The 21,539-nt window shown below is 55.3% G+C and carries 16 protein-coding genes and 2 pseudogenes; 10 read left to right on the top strand and 8 right to left on the bottom strand.

The window, feature by feature from the left end; translation table 11 throughout:
- Window positions 1–79 precede the first annotated feature (79 nt).
- The 6 genes from R8G34_17970 to R8G34_17945 all read left to right on the top strand — a co-directional run bounded on the left by R8G34_17970 (window position 80) and on the right by R8G34_17945 (window position 6,639).
- Window positions 80–1,096, top strand: a complete 1,017-nt coding sequence (locus tag R8G34_17970; GenBank protein MDW3224738.1) for a BMP family protein — start codon at window positions 80–82, stop codon at window positions 1,094–1,096.
- 6 nt (window positions 1,097–1,102) lie between these two features.
- Complete coding sequence (locus tag R8G34_17965; protein ID MDW3224737.1) at window positions 1,103–2,635, top strand: ABC transporter ATP-binding protein; 1,533 nt, start codon at window positions 1,103–1,105, stop codon at window positions 2,633–2,635.
- Complete coding sequence (locus tag R8G34_17960) at window positions 2,625–3,674, top strand: ABC transporter permease (GenBank protein ID MDW3224736.1); 1,050 nt, start codon at window positions 2,625–2,627, stop codon at window positions 3,672–3,674. The genes R8G34_17965 and R8G34_17960 overlap by 11 nt, the downstream gene beginning before the upstream one ends.
- Before the next feature lies 1 nt (window position 3,675).
- Window positions 3,676–4,620 (top strand): ABC transporter permease, encoded by a 945-nt coding sequence (locus R8G34_17955; protein MDW3224735.1) that lies wholly within the window; start codon window positions 3,676–3,678, stop codon window positions 4,618–4,620.
- A complete protein-coding gene (locus R8G34_17950) occupies window positions 4,620–5,894 on the top strand; it encodes an amidohydrolase family protein (protein ID MDW3224734.1) in 1,275 nt (424 codons plus the stop codon). Before R8G34_17955 ends, R8G34_17950 begins: the two co-directional genes overlap by 1 nt.
- A gap of 205 nt (window positions 5,895–6,099) precedes the next feature.
- A complete protein-coding gene (locus R8G34_17945; protein ID MDW3224733.1) occupies window positions 6,100–6,639 on the top strand; it encodes a flavodoxin domain-containing protein in 540 nt (179 codons plus the stop codon).
- Between the two features lie 30 nt (window positions 6,640–6,669).
- Here the strand turns inward: R8G34_17945 and R8G34_17940 are convergent, their stop codons facing one another.
- Window positions 6,670–6,900, bottom strand: coding sequence for a hypothetical protein (locus R8G34_17940; GenBank protein MDW3224732.1), 231 nt, complete (start codon window positions 6,898–6,900; stop codon window positions 6,670–6,672).
- 88 nt (window positions 6,901–6,988) lie between these two features.
- Here R8G34_17940 and R8G34_17935 point away from each other — a divergent pair, with 88 nt between their 5' ends.
- Complete coding sequence (locus tag R8G34_17935) at window positions 6,989–9,940, top strand: EAL domain-containing protein (protein ID MDW3224731.1); 2,952 nt, start codon at window positions 6,989–6,991, stop codon at window positions 9,938–9,940.
- A gap of 90 nt (window positions 9,941–10,030) precedes the next feature.
- On the opposite strand, the gene R8G34_17930 is transcribed toward R8G34_17935, so the two are convergent.
- From R8G34_17930 to R8G34_17905, 6 genes are read right to left on the bottom strand one after another with little or no spacing between them, the layout of a single operon-like run.
- Complete coding sequence (locus R8G34_17930; protein MDW3224730.1) at window positions 10,031–10,771, bottom strand: ABC transporter ATP-binding protein; 741 nt, start codon at window positions 10,769–10,771, stop codon at window positions 10,031–10,033.
- Window positions 10,768–11,625: an ABC transporter ATP-binding protein gene (locus tag R8G34_17925; GenBank protein MDW3224729.1), complete on the bottom strand. Its 858-nt coding sequence runs from the start codon at window positions 11,623–11,625 to the stop codon at window positions 10,768–10,770. The genes R8G34_17930 and R8G34_17925 overlap by 4 nt, the downstream gene beginning before the upstream one ends.
- Window positions 11,625–12,533, bottom strand: a complete 909-nt coding sequence (locus R8G34_17920) for an ABC transporter permease (protein MDW3224728.1) — start codon at window positions 12,531–12,533, stop codon at window positions 11,625–11,627. Before R8G34_17920 ends, R8G34_17925 begins: the two co-directional genes overlap by 1 nt.
- The gene (locus tag R8G34_17915; protein MDW3224727.1) at window positions 12,534–13,592 is read right to left on the bottom strand and encodes an ABC transporter permease; all 1,059 of its coding nucleotides are present in this window, start codon (window positions 13,590–13,592) and stop codon (window positions 12,534–12,536) included.
- Complete coding sequence (locus R8G34_17910) at window positions 13,593–15,188, bottom strand: ABC transporter substrate-binding protein (GenBank protein MDW3224726.1); 1,596 nt, start codon at window positions 15,186–15,188, stop codon at window positions 13,593–13,595. It abuts the gene before it with no gap.
- 52 nt (window positions 15,189–15,240) lie between these two features.
- Window positions 15,241–16,296 carry a dipeptidase gene (locus tag R8G34_17905; GenBank protein MDW3224725.1) on the bottom strand — a complete coding sequence of 352 codons (1,056 nt, stop codon included), beginning with the start codon at window positions 16,294–16,296 and terminating at the stop codon, window positions 15,241–15,243.
- A gap of 118 nt (window positions 16,297–16,414) precedes the next feature.
- Here R8G34_17905 and R8G34_17900 point away from each other — a divergent pair, with 118 nt between their 5' ends.
- The 3 genes and pseudogenes from R8G34_17900 (at window position 16,415) to R8G34_17890 (ending at window position 20,157) form a co-directional block, all read left to right on the top strand.
- On the top strand, window positions 16,415–17,323 hold the full coding sequence (locus R8G34_17900) for a LysR substrate-binding domain-containing protein (GenBank protein MDW3224724.1): 909 nt from the start codon (window positions 16,415–16,417) through the stop codon (window positions 17,321–17,323).
- A gap of 146 nt (window positions 17,324–17,469) precedes the next feature.
- Window positions 17,470–19,683, top strand: coding sequence for an NADP-dependent isocitrate dehydrogenase (locus R8G34_17895; GenBank protein MDW3224723.1), 2,214 nt, complete (start codon window positions 17,470–17,472; stop codon window positions 19,681–19,683).
- 187 nt (window positions 19,684–19,870) lie between these two features.
- A pseudogene (locus tag R8G34_17890) lies at window positions 19,871–20,157 on the top strand (transposase).
- A gap of 289 nt (window positions 20,158–20,446) precedes the next feature.
- On the opposite strand, the pseudogene R8G34_17885 reads toward R8G34_17890, so the two are convergent.
- Window positions 20,447–21,453 (bottom strand): annotated as a pseudogene (locus tag R8G34_17885) (IS110 family transposase).
- Between the last annotated feature and the right edge of the window lie 86 nt (window positions 21,454–21,539).

The following is a 21,539-nucleotide window of genomic DNA, read 5'->3' as shown; positions in this document are numbered from 1 at the left end:
GACATCGGGCAAACCATTGGTCCTTGACCAAGTGGTAAATATTTGTGCTTGATTGCGCGAACAACTGGGGGACGACCAAATGAAACCACATCACCGTATCAACCGCCGCCACTTTATGGCCACAACGGCAGGAACCGCCCTGTTGCTAGGTGGGTTAGGCACATCGCGCGCTTTGGCAGCCGACCCGATCAAGACAGCCGGTATTTATACCGTACCTGTAGAGCAACAATGGGTCAGCAGGATTCACCAGGCAGCCCTGACAGCGCAGGAACGTGGCGACATCAGCTACAGCTTTTCGGAAAACGTTTCGAACACGGATTACGCAAGGGTCCTGCGCGAATATGCCGAAGCTGGCAACACGTTGATCATTGGTGAAGTTTTTGGCGCTGAGCAGGAAGCACGCGAAGTCGCTGCCGAATATCCGAATGTGGCCTTCCTGATGGGATCAAGCTTCAAAGAAGATGCAGCGCTCCCGAATTTCGCAGTTTTTGACAACTATATTCAGGACGCCTCCTATCTGTCGGGCATTATCGCAGGGTCCATGACCACAAGCGGCAATATCGGCATGGTTGGCGGCTTTCCGATCCCCGAAGTCAACCGCCTGATGCATGCCTTCATGGCCGGGGCGCTGGAAATGAACCCCGACATCACCTTTCAGGTGAGCTTCATCGGCAGCTGGTTTGATCCACCCAAAGCCAAGGAAACCGCCTTTGCCATGATCGAAAACGGCGCAGACCTGCTCTATGCGGAACGTTTCGGCGTATCTGACGCAGCCAAGGAAAAGGGCATCCTCGCCATTGGCAATGTGATTGATACGCAAAGCGATTATCCAGAAACGGTCGTGGCCTCTGCGATCTGGCATTTCGAGCCGACATTGGACAAGGCCATCGCCGAAGTACAGGCCGGGTCCTTTGTTGCGGCCGACTATGGCATCTATTCGTTCATGAACCAGGGCGGTACATCTCTTGCGCCTTTGGGAACCTTTGAGGGCAAGGTGCCCGCTGCGGCCATGGACCTTGTGACCCAACGCACCGAGGAGATCAAATCAGGCGCATTTACGGTCACGATCAATGACGAAGAACCCAAATCGTCCTGATCTGACATGGGCAAGGACGCAGTTCTTCGCCTGCAAGACATCACCAAGACGTTTGGCAGGCTGGTTGCAAATGACGCAATCAGCCTGACCCTGCACCGGGGTGAGGTCGTCGCCCTTTTGGGCGAAAATGGCGCTGGCAAAACAACATTGATGAATATCCTGTTCGGCCAATATACGGCGGATCACGGGAGCGTCGAGGTGTTTGGCCAAACGCTTGTACCGGGGAACCCGCGCGCGGCGCTTGATGCAGGCGTGGGCATGGTGCACCAGCATTTCACACTGGCGGGTAATATGACCGTTCAGGAAAACATCACGCTGGGGGTGCAGCCGCTTTTCTCTTTGCGCTCATCCGCTTCGGTGGCGCGGGACCGGATTGCGGAACTCTCCGACAGATTTCAACTTAAGGTCGACCCGGACGCGCGGGTCGGCGCGCTTTCTGTTGGCGAACGCCAGCGCGTAGAGATCCTCAAGGCCCTCTACCGCGATGTCAAAATCCTGATCCTTGATGAGCCTACAGCCGTGCTGACCCCACAGGAAACCGATGACCTTTTCGCCACCCTGAGAAAAGCAATCGCCAATGGCCTGTCGATCATTTTCATTTCCCATAAGCTGCATGAGGTCATGGCGATTTCGAACCGCGTGGTCGTCTTGCGCCATGGCAAGTTGGTGGGAGAAGTCGAAACCAGCGACACTGATCCCAAAGCCATGTCGGCCATGATGATGGGGACCAGCTCCGCCCCACCCCAGATTGCCCCTGCGACACCCGGCGACGTCTTGATGCAATTGGACCGGGTGAATACCCCAAACATGGGAAACGCGCCAGGCCTGAAAGACGTTTCGCTTGGCTTGCGCGCGGGTCAAGTGACCGGCCTTGCCGGTGTCTCTGGCAATGGGCAATCCGCTCTGGCCGATCTTGTAGGGGGAATGTCTCGCCCCGCGTCTGGCACGTTGACTTTGAACAGCAAGCAGCCAACCCGCTGGACACCACGAGACGCCGTTGCTCAAGGCATCGCACGGATTCCAGAAGATCGCCATAAGACCGGAACAGTCGCTGATTTCGACCTGACCGAAAATGCGATACTGGAACGCTACAACACCCCAGATTTCAGCCAATCCGGCTGGCTCAATTGGCCCGCAGCACGCAGGTACACGACAGAGATCATCGAAAAATACGACGTCAGATGTCCTGGCCCGGACACCCGCATCCGCCTGCTCTCTGGCGGTAATATGCAAAAACTCATTCTGGGCCGGGTGCTCGAAGCGGCGCCGCAGATCATCCTGGCAAATCAGCCGGTGCGCGGCCTTGATATTGGAGCAGTCAACTACGTGCACAGCCAGTTGCTGGCAGCACGCGACGCCGGGGCGGCCGTGCTTTTGATCTCCGAAGACCTCGATGAAATCATGGCGTTGTCAGATGTGATCCATGTCATGTCTGATGGCAGGGTCTCACCGGAATTTGCACGTGGAGAGATGACACCGGCGGACCTCGGCATTTGGATGGCCGGACAAGGGTTTGAGGAGGATGCTCATGCGTCTTGAACCCATCGCCAATCCCACTTTGCCGCGTCGCCTTGGCTTGCCCTTGATCGCCATTGCCGCGACAGTTGTGATCGCCTCGCTGCTCGCGATGGTGGCTGGCGGCAATCCGTTCTCTGTCTTGGGGCTCATCATCAACGGCGCATTCGGATCCAAATTTGCGCTTCTTGAAACGCTGAACCGGGCGACACCGTTGATCTTTACCGGTTTGGCCGCAGCCGTCGCCTTTCGCGCCAAGTTCTGGAACATCGGTGCTGAGGCGCAACTCTATGCGGGCGCTTTGATCACTGTGGTTCTGGGCACGGGCGTGATCGCCTGGCCCAGCCCGATTTTGCTCCCGCTGCTGGCGCTGAGCGCAATTGTTGCGGGCGCGCTTTTGTTGTTGGTACCTGCCCTTCTCAAAACCCGTTTTGGCGTGGACGAAGTAGTCACGACATTGCTGTTCAATTTCATTTTCCTACTGTTCATCTCCATGCTGCTCGAAGGTCCGCTCAAAGATCCTATGGGCATGGGCTGGCCCAAATCCGCCCGGGTTCTGCAAGAGGCGCGCCTGCCACGCATCGTCGATGGCTTGCGGCTGCATTGGGGCTTTGGTCTTGCCATTTTGTCGGCCATCTTGGTCTGGATCATCCAGACACGCAGCACATTGGGATATGAAATGCGCGCGGTCGGAAATAACCCCGAAGCGGCGCGATTTGCGGGTATCCCGGTCAACACCGTGCTTGTCAAAACCGCCCTCCTCTCAGGGGGTCTGGCGGCGCTTGCGGGGTTTTCCGAGGTCGCCGGCCTCAAAGGAAGCCTGACACTCGATCTGTCTCCGGGTTTTGGCTACACGGGCATCATCGTCGCCATGCTGGCGCTGTTAAATCCCATCGGCGTCATATTCGCCGCACTCTTTGTGGCGGGTATATTCGTTGGGGCCGATAGCATGAGCCGTTCCGCAAATGTGCCCACCTATCTTGCCGATATCATGCTCGCCACGGCCCTGTTGTTGATGGTGCTCGCCATCATGCTGACCCGCTTTCGCGTTGTGAGGGATTGAGATGGAACTTCTCGACATCCTCCTCTCCGCCAGCTTTTGGGCTGCTGCGATCCGCATCGCCAGCCCGTTGATCTTCGCAACACTTGGAGAGCTGATTTGCGAGCGTGCCGGTGTTTTGAACCTCGGGATTGAGGGCATCATGGTCGCAGGCGCTTTTGCCGGGTGGATGGCCGTCTATTCCGGCACCGGGCTTTGGATGGGCGTTGCGGTCGCCATGGCGGTCGGCATGCTGTTTGGCCTGCTGCATTCCACGCTCACAGTGCCCTTTGGTCTGTCACAACACGTCGTCGGACTGGGTATTACGCTGCTCGCGACCTCCGCCACCTACTATGCCTATCGGCTCGCACTGCCAGAGGTCACCAGCCCTCCCAAGATCGAGGCCTTCCAGCCCTATCCGATCCCCGGCCTGTCCGAACTCCCCCTGATCGGACCCGCACTTTTCAATCAAACCCCTCTGACATATGCGGCTTTTGTCCTCGTTTTGGTCGTGAGCTACACGCTCTATCGCACGCCATTGGGACTGGCCGTGCGCGCGGCGGGCGAAAACCCGTCCGCCGTCGCCGCACAGGGCTTGTCTGTCACCGGCATCCGTATGGGTGCGGTAATTATCGGCAGCGGGTTCATGGCCGTAGGCGGCGCCTTCCTGACAATGTCCGCTTTTGACAGTTTCTTCTTTGAAATGGTCAACGGACGCGGCTGGATTTGCATCGCGCTTGTCGTCTTTGGCGCTTGGCGACCGGGCAAGGCGCTTATGGGCGCGGTTCTATTTGCCGCCTTTGACGCCCTGCAAATCCGCGTACAACAAACCAGCCTCGGGGCCGCCGTCCCCTATCAGATATTCCTGATGACACCTTACGTCTTGTCCATCATGGCATTGGTTCTGGTGTCGCGACGTGCTGAAGTACCGGCGGCTTTGATGGTACCTTTCAACAAGGGAGAACGCTGATGTTCGATCTGATTATCAAAGGCGGCACGCTCACAGATGGCACGCGCGCTGACATTGGCATCACCGGAGACCGGATCACCGCTATCGACAATCTGACCGATGCTGAGGCCGGTCAGGTCATCGACGCCAGCGGCGATCTGGTCAGCCCACCTTTTGTCGATCCTCATTTTCACATGGATGCCACCCTGTCTTATGGCCAACCTCGTATCAACGCGTCGGGTACCCTGCTCGAAGGGATCGGCCTGTGGGGTGAACTCAAAAAGGTCATGACCCACGAGGATGTGGTGGCACGCGCGCTGGATTATTGCGACTGGGCCGCCAGCATGGGGCTTCTGGCAATCCGCAGCCATGTGGACACGTGCGATGATCGGTTACTCGGCGTTGAGGCCCTGCTGGAGGTGCGCGAAAAGGTCAAAGGCTACATTGACCTGCAACTCGTTGCCTTCCCACAAGACGGGTTTTACCGCGATCCAACGGCGCGCGCGAACACCATCCGCGCGTTGGATATGGGCGTGGACGTGGTCGGCGGCATCCCGCATTTTGAACGCACGATGGCGGATGGCGCCGCATCAGTGCGCGAACTTTGCGAAATCGCCGCTGAGCGCGGTTTGCAGGTGGATATGCATTGCGATGAAACAGATGATCCCATGTCGCGCCATATCGAAACCCTTGCCTGTGAAACGCAGCGCCTGGGCCTTAACGGGCGAGTTGCCGGGTCACACCTGACCTCGATGCACTCCATGGACAATTATTATGTCTCGAAATTGTTGCCACTTATGGCAGAGGCGGAAATTAACGCCATACCCAACCCGCTGATCAACATCGTTTTGCAGGGCCGTCATGACACCTACCCAAAACGGCGCGGCCTGACCCGTGTCAAGGAAATGCAGGCAATGGGTATCAATGTCGGTTGGGGGCAGGATTGCGTGCTGGATCCATGGTATTCGCTCGGCACGGCGGACATGCTGGACGTGGCCTTCATGGGCCTGCATGTGGCGCAGATGACCAGCCCTGCAGAGATGCGGCGTTGTTTTGATATGGTAACCATCAACAATGCCAGAACCATGGGGCTGGTGGATTATGGTCTTTATGTGGGCGCCTGTGCTTCATTGGTTGTCTTGGATGCAAGTGACCCGATTGAAGCCCTGAGATTGCGGTCAAATCGCCTTTTTGTCGTCGCCAAAGGCAAGCTGATCAGCCAGATGCCCCGTGGGGATGCAACACTGACGTTGCCAGGTCGGGCTGGGTCGATCAGAAGGCGGCACGAGGCATAGCCACAAAATAGCATTGCTTTGCCCCAAGCGATGAAGCGCCAGTTTTCAAACACACAAGCTCTTTGATCTAAAACAAGGCGCGCATCGAGCGCGCAGGTTAGTGTTTCGACAGAATTGATTGAGCGGCACTGTGCCAAGACTTTGCCGGAGTCCTGGTCTCGCCCGAGCCGCCGCCGAGCTTTTCCGGTATACACAGGAGGCTGCCATGTCCGTTCTAATAATCTATGCGACCGTTGAGGGTCAAACCGGGAAAATTGCGCGCGCGGTTGAAAGCCAGCTCAAGGATTTGGGGCAAGAGGTGACAGTTGCCGATACGGCGGAAAGAACTGCGCAAGTCTCCTTTGAAGGCGTCAAAAAAGTCATCCTGGCGGCGTGCGTACATGAACGCAGACACCCGCAAACGTTTGAAGTGTTTCTGTCAGCGCATCGCGAGGACCTGGCGAAATGCGACACGCTTCTGCTGTCCGTCAGCCTAAGCGCCGCTTTTGAAGAGTGTCTCGAAGAGGCTGAGGAATACGTTACCGAACTGAAAATGCGCACAAAATTCGCCCCTACCGCAGAACTGTTGGTGGCAGGCGCGGTGCGCTCGCATCATTATGACTACTACGCAATGCAAGTGCTTCGCCATGTTGTTCTGCGGGGCAAAGAATACGACCCATCCGTGGATGAACAGGAATTCACCGATTGGGACGCGCTTGCACAAAAAGTCGCACGTTTTATAGAGATTGACGTCGCTGCTGAATAGGCCTGTCGCAATAACCTGCCGCGGGTTGCGTCACCACGGGTTGTTTTTTTGCGGTTTGTCCCGTGCGGCTCGTTCTGGACTGATGCGGGTCATGACCTCTTGGCCTTTTTTCCTCCCCGTTCCACCACAAAAGAAACCTTGCCAATAGGGTGTTTGAAGCAGGATCGATTTTATCGAAAGGCCCCCAAAGATGTTGGCAACCAGAGTTTTGCGGGCGGTCTTTTCTTTGAGAAATACGCTCTTTAAGGGCGATTTTCCCATGTCCTTCTCGAATTTAATCAAACCCGAGCTTTACCCTTCAAGTAACCAATCTTTTGTACTCTGCCGCTAGCGAATCGAAGGCGGTCGGATGCAACTTTCTGAAATCTTGAAAGATTTCCTGTTACTAACGCAGGACGCGGTTGCCGTGAGCCATCGCATTCCAGGCGAGGAAAAGAGCGCTAAACTCGTCTATGTGAATCCGGCTTATGCGAGGCTCTTTGGCTACGAGGTCGAGGAACTTATTGGGCAGTCGATTTCCATCGTTCACGACCCGGAGCATTGGGACGAATTTATCGAGTCCGTCGCGCAATGGCATCGATCCGGCGCTAAACATTTTACTGAAACAGCTCGGTGTGTAACCGCCAGCGGCCACAAATTCTGGTCCAGCCTGTCCTTTTTCATTGTAGAGGACGAAGAAACCGAAGGACGCTATAGTTGCGCGGTCTTTCGCGATATTTCCGAACTCATGGATCGCGAAGAGGAAGCCGCGCGCGCGTTGGCCGAGCGCAACCAGATACTGGTCGAAAAAGATCGCACCTTCCACGAGTTACTGGACACACAAACGCGGCTGTTGTCCGCGATGAATGCCTATCCGGAACCGTTTGTCATCTACGACAAAGACATGAGAATGGTGATCTGCAATACCGCTTACCGAAATTCGATGTCCACAAGACCAAATGCCATCAAACCCGGCATGCACATTCGTGACGCGCTGAATGAAGCTTTTGACAGTGGCCGCATGATCGTGCCGCCCGCTGGTCGCGACGTGCTCTTTAATCGACTGCTTGATCCCGACCGTTTTGCGCTGGCGAGTGAAGACCTGGAACTGCCAGGTGACATCCACCATCGCATGTTGCGCAGTAAAGCGGAGAATGGGGATTGGGTCGTCATACGGCTGGATATCACCGAACTCGTGCGCCAGAAGCGGAATGCCGAAGAGACGCAGGCGCGCCTGCTGTCAGCTATTGGTGCCTATCCCGCGCCTTTTTGTATTTACGACCACAATTCCAAACTTGCGGTCTGGAATGATAGTTACGCCGCAGCCCTGACGGATACTCCTGACGACCTAGAAGTAGGAATGTCGCTGGAGAACGTTATGCGCGTCGGTCTGAAAAACGGTCGCTTTGCCGAAGCTTTTGGACGCGAAGACGCATGGTTGACGGAAATGTTACGCTCCGCAAAACGCACCCGCGCCATCGAAGACATCGAGATCGCGGGCGATACCCATCACCGGATTTTGCGGTCCCGATCGTCCAATGGCGACCTTGTCATCGTACGCCTTGATACGACGGAACTTGTCAGACAGCGCCGCGCTTTGGAAGAAACACAAGATCGCCTGATCTCTGCCATCAACGCTTTTCCGGACCCGTTCGCGATCTATGACAACAATCTGAAACTCTTGACCTGGAATCCGGCTTTTGCCTCCACCCTCACGGAGGATCCCAATGATGTTTCGGTCGGAATGAGCGTTAACGAAGTTCTGCAATTGGCCGTACGAAATGGTCATGTGCCAGCAGCCAAAGGGCGAGAGGCCGAATGGTTGAAAGAATATAATGCCCCGGAGATGGCTAATCTCGACGCGGAAGAGTTCGAATTTGCCAACGACGTCCACTACCGCATCATCAGGTCGCGCGCCGACAACGGTGAAGTTGTGGTGCTCAGGCTGAATATTACTGAATCCGTAAGACAGCGCCGGGCGCTTGAAAAATATGCCAAGCAGCTCGAAGAAGCCAACCAGCAAATTACGCATAAAGCCTTGCACGATCAGTTGACCGGCCTTGGCAACCGGCGTTTTCTGTCAGAGAAATTTGAAGAATTGTCAGCTAAACGCAAACTGGAAGGCGGCGAGTTGGCCGCTTTGCACATTGACCTGGATCGTTTCAAACAAATCAACGACACCATAGGTCACGCCGCCGGCGATCATGTTTTGATCGATGTCGCCAACCGTATTCGCGCCAACGTAGGCCCACAAGACGTTGTGGCCCGTATTGGTGGCGATGAATTTGTAATACTGCTGTGGCAGGCCGAGGCCAGCGACAAGCCTCAAAAGATGGCCCAATCCTTACTGGAGGATTTGTTCCAACCGTCATATTTTCAGGGGCGTAAATGCCGGTTTGGCGCATCTATAGGCATATCGCAGACCCCATTGGCCGATGAAAATGACTTACTGACAAATTCAGACGTCGCGCTCTACAAGGCAAAGCGGGCGGGACGCGGGCAGATGGCCATATTCAGCCAGGCAGACATAGAAGAAATGCGGCACACAAAGGCGCTCGCGGATGATATCATGCGCGCGCTCGAAGAGGCCGAGTTCTTACCTTATTATCAGCCGCAGATTGATACCCGGACCGGTCAGGTCGTTGGTGTAGAAGCTTTGGCGCGCTGGCTTCATCCATTGGACGGCATCCTGACACCGGATCGGTTTCTGTCTGTTGCCTCTGATCTGAATGTTGTGGCTGATATTGATCAGATGATTTTTGAGAAGGCGATCGCTGAGTGTGAACAAGCCTTCAGCGGTTTGGCAGTATTGCCAAGCCTTTCCTTCAATGTGAGTGCGAAACGAATCCAGTTTGAAGAAATTCAGCGCATACGGAAGATCGCGGCCGCTTATTCAGGGGAAGTCTCTTTTGAATTGCTCGAAACCATTTTTCTGGAGGAAGAAAGCGAAGCGTTTCTCATGCAACTCGATCTACTGCGTGATATGGGCATTAAACTCGAAGTGGATGACTTCGGCAGCGGACGGGCCTCGATTGTTGCGCTTCAAAGGATTGATCCTGATCGGCTAAAGATCGATCAACGGCTGATCATGCCAATCAAAAGGGGAAATAGTGCCGCGCGTCTGGTTCGATCAATCATCGAAATTGGCAATGCACTGAACATCGAGATAATCGCCGAGGGCGTGGAAACCATTGAACAGGTGCGCGTTCTGACCGATCTTGGGGCTGAACGTTTGCAAGGTTACTATTTCTCGCGGCCGCTCGATTTACCGGGGCTGTGCGCATATCTTGGTGACAACATTAAAGTGCGTGGAATTGGATGATTGCTCCGACGCGTTGGGATTGTACTGGTTTTGGGTGGCTTGTCACGCGATCTAGGGCCGCTGCAACCAAACCGCGATACCGGGAGGAATTTACAAGGAAGCTTGCAACAACTGCTGTGAATAGGTGTGTTTGGCTTCCATTTGGCGCAATGCTGCTACATCCATGATTTCAACAATTTCGCCATCTTTCATGACGGCGAGGCGATCACACATATGCCCTATGACCGACAGATCGTGCGACACCATCAAATAGGTCAATCCCTTGTCGGCCCGCAGATCCGCCAGAAGGTTCAGAATTTCAGCTTGTACTGAAACATCCAAAGCTGATGTTGGCTCATCCAGCAACAACAAATCAGGTTCTGGCGCAAGCGCCCGCGCAATTGCAACCCGTTGGCGTTGCCCTCCTGAGAGTTGATGCGGATACCTGAAACGGAATTTTTGCCCAAGGCCTACATCTTCCAGCAACTTAACTACTCTCGCGTCGATGTCACGAAACCCATGTAAATGCAGAGTTTCTCCAAGGACCTGATCCACGGAATGGCGTGGATGGAGCGAGGCGTAGGGGTCCTGAAACACCATCTGAACGGTTTTGAAAAACGATTTGGGGCGCGTCTTTCCAATTGCGGTGTCTTCGACCGTAATCTCGCCCGACCAATCTGGCGCGAGTCCAGTGATGGCGCGCAGGATCGTTGACTTGCCAGACCCGCTTTCACCCACCAGTCCAAAACTCTCGCCCTGCGCCACATCAAATGTGGCACCCTTTACCGCATCCACGCGATCGCGGTGGGCCCCAAACCAGACGTTCAACCCCGTGACTTCCAGCATTTTCATATGCGACCGCTCACACTCTCGGCCACTGACCACGCAGGATCGCGTTCCAGAACCTCCAGGCGCGCCCGCGGCGTGTCCAGACGCGGCAGCGAATTCAACAACCCACGGGTATAGGGATGTTTCGCATCATGCAGCTTGTCGGCATCACAGACCTCCACAATACGTCCTGAATACATGATCAAAACCCGATCACAGAAGTCAGCGACCAGATTGAGATCGTGGCTGATGAAAATCAGGCCCATACCGCGTTCTTTTACCAACTTATCCATGATATCTAGCACTTGGCGCTGAACGGAGACGTCCAGCGCTGATGTGGGCTCATCCGCGATCAGGATTTCAGGGTTTGGAATCAGCATCATCGCGATCATGATCCGTTGTCCCATTCCGCCCGACATTTCATGCGGATAGGCGCGCATCACGCGTTCAGGATCGCGAATGGAAACAGCCTCCAGCATCTCCAGTGACTTTTTATACGCATCCGCCTTGGAGGACGCATTGTGCAATCGATAGGCCTCGATGATCTGATCCCCAATCGTCATGACCGGGTTCAGCGAGAATTTAGGGTCCTGCATGACCATGCTGATCCGCTGTCCGCGTACGGCCCGCATGTCTTTCTCAGATTTTTTCAGCAGGTCAACCCCGTCCAGGTTGATATGATCCGCATCGACGATTCCCGGCGACCGGATCAGGCGCAAGATGGCACGCCCCGTCATGGACTTTCCCGACCCACTTTCCCCGACAATGCCCAACCGTTCCCGACCTAGTGTGAATGACACACCACGCACCGCATCAAAAATGCCGTGACGTGATGGAAATTTCACCCAGAGGTTTTCAACGTCCAAAAGCGCAGCCATTATTCACCTGCCTTTGGATCGAGCACATCCCGCAGCCCGTCGCCGAGCAGGTTGAACGCTAGCGATACGGTAAAAATCGCGAGCCCCGGCACGGTGGCCACCCACCAATGATCCAGAATGAAACGGCGCCCTTCAGAGATCATCGCACCCCACTCCGGGCTGGGAGGTTGCGCACCAAGGCCAAGGAAGCCAAGGCCAGCAGCTGCCAGAATAATGCCTGCCATGTCCAGTGTGACCCGTACGATCAACGACGAGATGCACAAAGGCCAAATGTGTTTTGTTATAATTCGCAAAGCGCCGGCACCCTGTAGTTGGATCGCGCTGATGTAATCCGATGATCGGATGGTCAGAGTTTCAGCACGCGCAATGCGCGCGTAGGGCGGCCAAGCTGTCAATGAAATAGCAAGTACAGCGTTTTCGATCCCTGCACCGAGGGCCGCGACAAAGGCCAGAGCAAGGACCAGACGGGGAAAGGCCAAAAAAATGTCCGTTATCCGCATCAGAACCGTGTCCGTCCAGCCTCCCACATACCCAGAGACCGTTCCGACCAGAAGCCCCGCGACAGGTGCGATCAATGCCACCAGCGCCACGATGTAAAGAGTGATGCGCGCGCCGTAGATCAGACGCGATAGGATGTCGCGCCCCAGACTATCGGTGCCAAAAACATGCCCCTCGCTCCAGAGTGGTGCCAGCCGATTGCCCAGGTCCTGAACATAGGGATCATGCGGGGCCAAAAAGGGCGCTGCGGCGGCAATGAGAACCAAAGACACCAAAATGGCCAATCCAATCATTGCCATGGTATTGCTGCGAAAAGACAGCCAGCCCTGATAGAGCGCAGAGAGTTTGGCGTGGCGTCGCGATGTTGGCGTATCCGTCAGGAGCCACGCGCGCAGGGATTGATCAGCCATCTATTTGGCCCTCGGATCGAAGACCTTGTAGAGCAGGTCAGAGAAGATGTTGAGCAGGATGAAAATCAATCCAACGACGACGGTGCCGCCCAGAACAGCGTTCATATCCGCGCTGAGGAGTGCCGTGGTGATATAGCTGCCAATGCCGGGCCAAGAGAAGATAATCTCGGTTAGGACAGAACCTTCGAGCAGGTTCGCGTAACTCAGCGCGATCACGGTGATCAATTGCACGCGGATATTCTTGAAGGCGTGCTTCCAGACGACGTCCCATTCCGACATGCCCTTGACCCGCGCGGTGGTGATATATTCCGCGCTCAACTGTTCCAGCATGAAAGATCGCGTCATCCGGCTGATGTAGGCCAGTGAGTAATACCCCAGCAAAGATGCGGGTAGGATAATGTGGCTAAAGGCGTTCTTGAACACCTCCCAATTGCCATCCAGCAAGCTGTCGATCAGGATCATGCCGGTGACGCTGGGGACAATGTCGACATAGAAAATACCGACACGTCCCGGCCCGCCGACCCAGCCCAGAATGCCGTAAAAGACCAATAGCCCCATGAGGCCGAGCCAGAAGATCGGCATGGAATACCCCACAAGTGCGATGACACGCGCGATCTGGTCAATCCACGATCCCTGGCGCACGGCCGCCACGACACCCAGTGGCACACCCAGAACGATGCCCATGGTGACCCCTAGGGTGGCAAGCTCAAGCGTCGCGGGAAAAACTCGCGCGATATCGTCAGCCACAGGGCGTGCGGTCAAAAGGGAGTTGCCAAAATCACCGTGCAGCACGTCCCAGACATAGATGGCAAATTGCACAAGGATCGGACGGTCAAGGCCGAGGGCTTCATAAGCTGCGTCATAGGTCGCTTTGCTGGCCTGTTCGCCGACAATTGCCAGCACAGGATCAATCGGCATGACCCGACCGATGACGAAGGTAATGAACATGAGGCCGAGCATCGTCACCGCGATGGAACCCAGCGTCAAAAGTGTGGTTTTCAGCCACGCAGGAAGGGACGCCACCGGGCGCCCCTTCGAAGTGTTATCGGTCAATGCCATTTATTTGGTCACGGGCCAGTAAGAAACGGACGTGATCGCGCCGCCCAGGTTGAGGTTCTGGACGTTCTCCGCACGCCCTGTTTGTTCGATCTTTTGGAACATCACAGTGAAAGGCGCGACATCGCGGAACTCAGCCTGGATTTCCTGATACATCCCGGCGCGCACATCCCGGTCACCTTCAACAACAGCGGCCGCTGTTTTTTCGGTCAGACCGTCCGTGTCCCATGAATTACGCCATGCCAACAGACCTGTTGCACCCGCTTCATCTGAGTTGTCGGGGTTAAATGCAAACGTGCCTGCATTTGTATGGGGATCAGGATAATCAGGGCCCCACGCACCCATGTACATGTCCAATTCACGCGCCCGATAACGCGACAGGATCTGTTTCGCCGTGCCGACGGTGATGTTCAGCGTGATGCCCGCCTGCGCAAAGGTGTTTTGCAGCGATTGTGTAATCTCGATGCGTTCCTGCGCCTCGCGAACGCCGACTTCGATCTCAAACTCGCCTGCGCCCGCTTCGGCCAGCAATTCTTTGGCCTTTTCGATATTCAGAGAGAACGGGTTTTCATCGACCGACCCTAGGTAAGTGCGCGGCAGGAAATTCTGGTGGATCGTATATTGACCGTTGAGGAAGCTGTTCTGCATACCCTCATAGTCGACCAAATACTTGATCGCCTGACGGACCTGCGGTTTGGACAGTTCAGGGTGCTTTTGGTTGACCGAAATATACATCAAGCGGCCACGCAGTTCGTCGTCAATCGCAACGCCGTCCGCTTCGCGGGCACCGGCGATGTCTTCGGGGTTCAGGTTGCGTGCCACGTCGATGTCACCGCGCTCCAGCAACAGACGCTGTGTCGCGCTCTCCTGTACGTGGCGTACAATCACGCGCTCCATCGCAGGAGCACCGAGGTAAAAATCAGGGTTCGAAACCAGTGTCACGCTCTCGTTTGGCTTCCAGCCGACCAGCTTGTAGGCGCCGGAACCAGCCGAATTGGTTTTCAGCCACGTGTTCCCCATGTCACCGTCAACTTCGTTAGCCATGACCAGTTCCTTGTCCACGATCCCGCCGATGACCGCAGTCAGACAGTTCAGAACAAAAGATGTCGCATATTTTTTGTCGGTGGTGATCGTCAGCGTGTTGCCATCCGCCTTGATGGTTTCGGCGACATTGTCCGCCGTAAATCCGAATTGGGTCAGAATGAAAGATGGCGTTTTATTCAGGATGACCGCGCGCTGCAGCGAGAATTCCGCATCCTCTGCCCGCACCGGATTACCGGAGTGAAAAGAGACACTCTCGCGCATGGTGAAGGTGATGGATTTGCCGTCTTCACTCACCACCCAGCTTTCGGCCAGATCAGGCTGATAGCCCGCATCAAGGTCCATCGGGTCAAAATTGACCAAACGGCCATAGATGTTACGGCTAACGTCGGAGCCTGCAAATTCGAAGGATTCCGCCGGATCAAGCGTGGTAATGTCGTCAATCCGGTTGGCCAAAACCAACATATTTGCAGGCGTCTCAGCATAGGCTGCAAAGGACGTGACGCTGACCGCAAGGCCGATCGCAGCACTTGTCAGTAGTCTGTTAAAAGCATTCATTTTAGAACCTCTCCTGTTCCGTTTCAGTTTATTTTCTGCGGGCGTTCTGGGGTTATGCCCCCCAAGTTTTTTCCAGCACCCTCAGCCAATTCTCGTGGCAAAGCTTGGCCATCAACGCATCGTCATAGCCATGTTTCGCCATTACAGCGCGCAAGCGAGGAAGGCCCGCGCAAGTCGTGACATCTTCGGGGACAACCGCCCCATCGTAATCAGATCCAAACCCAACCCGGTCTTCGCCCAGATGTTCAATCAGGTGATCAAGGTGGCGCACCATCTGTTCCAGCGGCACATCCGACAGCATCCGCCCATCGTCCCGCAGGAAAGCCACTGCAAAATTCAAACCCACCATACCATCGCTTTCGCGGATCGCGGCAAGCTGTTTATCCGTCAGATTACGGCTATGCGGGCATATGGCATGAACGTTGGAATGGGTCGCCACGAGCGGTTTGCTTGAATGGCGCGCAACGTCCCAAAAACCCGCTTCGTTCAGATGGGAAAGATCCACCATGATCCCCAGATCATCGCAACGCCGCACGAGCCGCAACCCGTGATCGGTCAAGCCGCCGCCAATGTCCGGCGTGCCGGGATACCGGAACGGTACACCGTGACCAAAAATCGTTGACCGGCTCCAGACTGGTCCGATGGATCGCAGCCCGGCCTGATAGAGCACTTCCAATGTGTTCAACTCGGCATCAATGGCCTCCGCACCCTCGATGTGGAAAATGGCGGCAAGTTTGCCTGATCCGAGTGTTTCGCGGATTTCTGCTGCAGTTTTGCAAACTTTCAGCGCGCCCCGCTTTTCCAGATCAAACAGGATCGCCGCCTGTGACATCACAACCGGGAAGGCATCTTCCCAATCTATGGGATCCGGCAAAGGCAAATCATATGTCGGCTTTGCCATTTCTTCCAATTTGAAATCAAGATCGATGGGCGATGGCACATAAACAGCAAAAAACCCGCCACCAAACCCGCCTGCAGCAGCTTTGCCAATGTCAATTGCACCGTCGCGACCCGAAACAAAAGTTTCTGCTGCCGCCGCGCCGCCGGCACGGTAGAGTTTCAATAGAACGTCGTTATGACCGTCAAAAATGGCGGGCGCGGTTTGAATGCTCACGCTATGTACTTCCCCAGGACCACTGTCGCACCTTATATCACTAATTCTCATGGACCAGCTTTTTGTTCATGATATTTACTCATTACCTGATGAGAATCTTGCAGATGATAAAATGGTAAACAAACCGACGCACAGCCTGCCAGAATACCAGGCACTTCGCGCATTGATGGAAAGCGGGACAACGTCAAAGGCGGCTGTTCGACTGGGACTGTCCCAATCCGCGGTGAGTCGCTCGATTGCCAGTCTGGAGGCCCGCACCGGGCGCATCTTGTTTGAACGCGACGCCGGGCGATTGCGTCCGACAAATGAAGCCGCCCAAATGAACCGCCGTCTTGATCCCTTGTTTGAGGCGCTTGATCGCATCGATGGCCCGCCAGAGGTGGCGCAAGAGACGTTGCGCATCATAGCGCCGCCCACTTACGCGCATCGGTTTTTGGTGCATCACATTGCGACCTTTCTGAAAACAAACCCGCATTTCTATGTGAGCCTGGAGGTTTCTCCATCCGAAGACGTTATCCGGGGCATCCTTGAAGAACGCTTCGATATCGGTCTGACCGGCGTTGAGCTGTCGCGCGATGGTGTGAAACTGACTCCTTATCGGAGTTCAAGCGCGGTTTGCGCCATGCCCAACGATCACCCGTTTGCAATAAACGACACGATAAACCCCGAAGACCTCGATGGTCAGCCGCTGGTGGCCCTGACCCATCGCCATGCACGGCGTGCGCAGTTGGAAAGGGTCTTGCATGTATGCCGTAGCACGCCGCGCATTGTGGCGGAGGCATCGACGTCCTTTGCAGCCGTGGATCTGGTCAAGGAAGGGCTTGGTCTGACAATCGTGAACCCCTTTCCGGTGGTTCAATACCGATCCGATGATGTGGTTTTCAAACCGTTTGCCTCGCAGATCGAATACCGCAGTTACTTTGTCACGCCCGATCACAGGCCAACATCCGGCATTGCGCGCGCCTTTATGCGCCACCTCCGATTGCACACGGCCAAAGACGCGTTTTCAAAAAAGGCTTGATCCAGCTCAGACGGCGATTTTTACATCAGCCTCCGATCCGTTTGATCCTGCAAAGCGGTGAATTTCTGCCGTCCGGTCTGTGGACCTCACAACCATGGTCGTTTAGGGGATAGGGAAATTGCAAAAGATCAAGGTAGGCATGACATATGGATAATCCCGACATCGTATATACCAAGGTTGATGAGGCTCCGGAACTTGCGTCCGCATCTCTCTTGCCCATTATCCAGCGCTTTGCTGCAGCGGCAGGTGTTTCTGTCGGAACGCGTGACATTTCGCTGGCCGGGCGGATCATCGCCGCCTTCCCCGAGGGGCTCACAGAAGCGCAGCGCCAGACGGACGATCTCGCGGTGTTGGGCGAATTGGTGAAAACACCGAATGCCAATGTGATCAAGCTGCCGAATATTTCTGCATCTGTCCCGCAACTTGTTGCCGCGTTGAACGAGTTGCAATCCCAAGGTTATGCAATTCCAGACTATCCTGAGACACCAACAACAGATGCAGAAAAAGCAGTACGTGCGCGGTTTGATGCGATCAAAGGCTCTGCCGTGAACCCGGTCCTGCGCGAGGGCAATTCGGATCGTCGCGCCGCGGCTGCCGTTAAGAATTACGCCCAAGCGAACCCGCATTCGATGGGCACATGGTCCGCAGACAGCAAGACCCATGTTGCAACCATGGCGGCCAATGATTTCCGCTCAAATGAAACCTCGGTAACACTGAGCGCCGCGCAGGCCGGCGCCGCCCGCATCGAGTTGGTTGGAAAAGATGGGTCTGTCACGACGCTCAAAGAGGGTGTCGAGTATCCCGCCGGCGCAGTTGTAGATGCGACATTCATGTCCGCCAAGGCGCTGAGCGCGTTTTTGTTGGATCAGATTGCAGCGACCAAATCCTCCGGGATCCTTTTCTCGATCCACCTCAAAGCCACTATGATGAAGGTGTCGGACCCGATCATCTTTGGTCATGCGGTCAAAGCTTTCCTCAAGCCTGTGTTTGACCAATACGGCGATGATCTGACCGCCGCAGGGGTGAACGCAAATTCCGGTTTGGGGTCTGTTTTGGAGAGCGTTGCCGCCTCACCGAAGGCGACGGAAATTCTTGCGGCGATTGACAAAGCCATGGCCGATAATCCGCCGCTGTATATGGTGAATTCAGACAAGGGCATCACAAACCTTCACGTCCCTTCAGACGTCATCATTGACGCCTCGCTTCCTGCATTGATCCGTGCAGGTGGCAAGGGCTGGGGACCCGACGGCAACGAGGCCGACACGGCATGTATCATTCCGGACAGCTCTTATGCCGCAGTTTATGATGAGGCCATAAATGACTGTAAAACAAACGGCGCGCTTGATCCCTCAACGGCCGGAACGGTCCAGAACATCGGATTGATGGCGCAAAAAGCCGAAGAATACGGTTCACACCCCACAACGTTTGAAATCCCGAGTGATGGCACAGTGCGCATGATTGCCGCCAATGGCGATATTCTGCACACGCATGAGGTTGAGGCCGGGGATATCTGGCGGTCTGCATCAACCCGCAAGGCCCCGATCGAGGACTGGGTGCAACTCGCCATTGATCGCCAAACTCTGGAGGCATGTCAGGCGATTTTCTGGCTGGATGAAACCCGCGCGCATGACGCACAACTGCTGAATTATGTCAAACCTCTACTGGCGGCGGCAGGTGTTGCTGACAAATTTCAGATCCTCGCCCCGCGTGAGGCGACGCAAGTGAGTTTCGCAACGATCCGCAAAGGCGAAACCTCGATTGCCGTCACGGGCAATGTCTTGCGCGATTACCTCACAGACCTGTTTCCGATTCTGGAACTGGGCACGTCCGCGAAAATGCTGTCGATTGTGAAATTGATGCAGGGGGGCGGCCTCTTTGAAACCGGCGCTGGTGGATCTGCACCCAAACACGTGCAGCAATTGGTTGAGCAAAACCACTTGCGATGGGACTCGCTTGGCGAATTTTGCGCCCTGGGAGAGAGCTTGAAATTCCTCGCGCAGGTAAAAGGAAACCCCAAAGCCAAAGTTCTCGGCGATGCCGTGGATCAGGCCACGCAAGGGATTCTCGACAATGATAAGTCGCCGGGGCGTAAAGTCGGACAGCCCGATAACCGTGACAGCCATTACTACTTCGCACGCTATTGGGCCGAGGCATTGGCAGCACAAACAGCCGACGCTGACATGGCCGAACACTTCGCGCCCATTGCTCAGAAACTGGCAACCAACGAGGCCGCCATTCAAGCAGAAATTGCCGCCCCGCAGGGCAATCCAGCTGACATTGGCGGATACTACCACTCAGATGCGCCAAAAACGGCGATGGTGATGCGTCCGTCCCCAACATTGAACGCGATTATCGACTGACTTGCAGGTAACTAGCCCTCACCGACATCCAGACGGTGGGGGCCAGCCACCCTTTGCCTCAGGTGACAATGCGATCTCGCCGACATATCTCAAGGCGAATTCCTGTTACACTGAGATACTGTTGGACAAGTTGGTTGATTGGATCGTACAGCCCTGGTTCACTTGTTTTGAGACGGTAGAATTGGCGATGATAGGACCGTGGCAGGTGGCGCAAGGTGCGTTGTTTTATGAGTTTTCAATCGAAGAGTTTGTGCCGCAGGGTCATCCGATGCGTGGGATTGTTCGTTTTTGGATCTGACAAATGTGCGGCCTCTTCTGGCCCCGTGTTATAACGCGCATGGCCGCCATTCGATTGATCCTGAGCTACTGATCCGCATGCTGTTGTTGGGTTATTGTCAGGGCATCCGGTCCGAGCGGCGGCTTTGTGAAGAGGTACATTTGAACCTGGCCTATCGCTGGTTTCTTAAGGTGGGCATGTTTCGTCAACTCCTTTTTGTCTTCTTGGGATTTGGTTGCGCCCGAAAGGGTTCAGGCTTCTTTTCGTGCTCGACGCCTGACGACGTCGACGGACAGGATGGGGTATGAAGGGTCGGACGGCCTAGCTTTGCCGTGCAATTGGTAGTGAATTTCCCACCGTCGCAACCAACGATGCGGGCTCATCTGCCCCTCGCACCCTCCCGGGCGCAACGTTCCACCAGAAGGCGGATCTCAGTGTCGTGTATTTAGACGACTGCCATTGTGTGTTAGGCGATTGCGGGTCCGACCAGCGGAAGTCTGTGCCGTCAGACCACATGCAATGCATGACGACAGCCAGTTTGCGTGCGAGAACAACCTTGGCCGATTTCACGCTACGGCGTTTTGCGATCCGCATGGCCCATGCCCGCAATGAAGACCACCCGCCATGATGCATCAGGACATGTGCGGCCTGATAAAGCGCCGTCCGAACCATCTCGTCTCGACATCGGCTGATCCTCCCATCATAGTCAATTTGACCCGAGCTCCATCGTTTCTGGGTCAGTCCAACATGGGCGCCCACATCACGTGATCGTTTGAAGCGCTCCGGGGCGTCCACGCCAGTCACATAAGTAAGCGCGACAATCACACCCACTCCCGGAATTGTCATCAACCGCCGACAAGTCGGGTCACGTCGAGCAAGCTGGATGCAAAGACGGTCGAGGCGCTCAAACGCCTCTAGGATGGCACGTCTTGCACGTAGCAGCGGCTTCACAAGCGCAATCAGGCTTTGGTCACCCGTGACAAGTTCAAGGGTACGACCTTCAAAACCGCTCTTCGTGATGGCACCGGTTCTGAGCCCAAAAAAACTTTAGGGACCCACGAATACAATTCTCGATGTCCTGCGACTTGCCCAAAAGATGACTGCGGCTGACGAGCAGCATCCGGGTCCGTTGAGCTCTCTTCACTTTTGACAAAGACTCGACGGAACCAACCGAGGCGGAAAAGTAGCGCAATGCCACGTGCGTCATTACGATCCGTCTTATTGCGCATTGCCCCAAGTCCAGCTTTCACATATCTGCATTCCATACAGATTGCTGGCAGACCAGCCATTTGCAACTCGCTATAGAGCCAAGAAGCAGTTGGCCCTGCCTCGAGGCCAAGCCTCATAATTGGATGCCCGAAACTCTTCAGCAACGCGATAATCGCCTCTGACTCCGCCTCGATCTTACGCTCAGGGCAGACCGTTCCTTCATCATCGACAACGCAAACGTTCACGGTCTCAAGAGACGCGTCGATCCCGACATAATGTTCCATTTTTTTTTCGATCAGCAAATTGATGGAGCCATCATCAACCACAAAGGCTCGCCCACCTACTCCATCTCTGCAAGCAGGACCTGGCC

The sequence above is a fragment of the Paracoccaceae bacterium genome (genome assembly GCA_033344815.1).
In the GTDB taxonomy this organism is placed as follows: domain Bacteria; phylum Pseudomonadota; class Alphaproteobacteria; order Rhodobacterales; family Rhodobacteraceae; genus Roseobacter.
The sequence above is the reverse complement of the archived record's forward strand: the minus strand, read 5'-3'. Positions and strand labels throughout refer to the sequence as shown.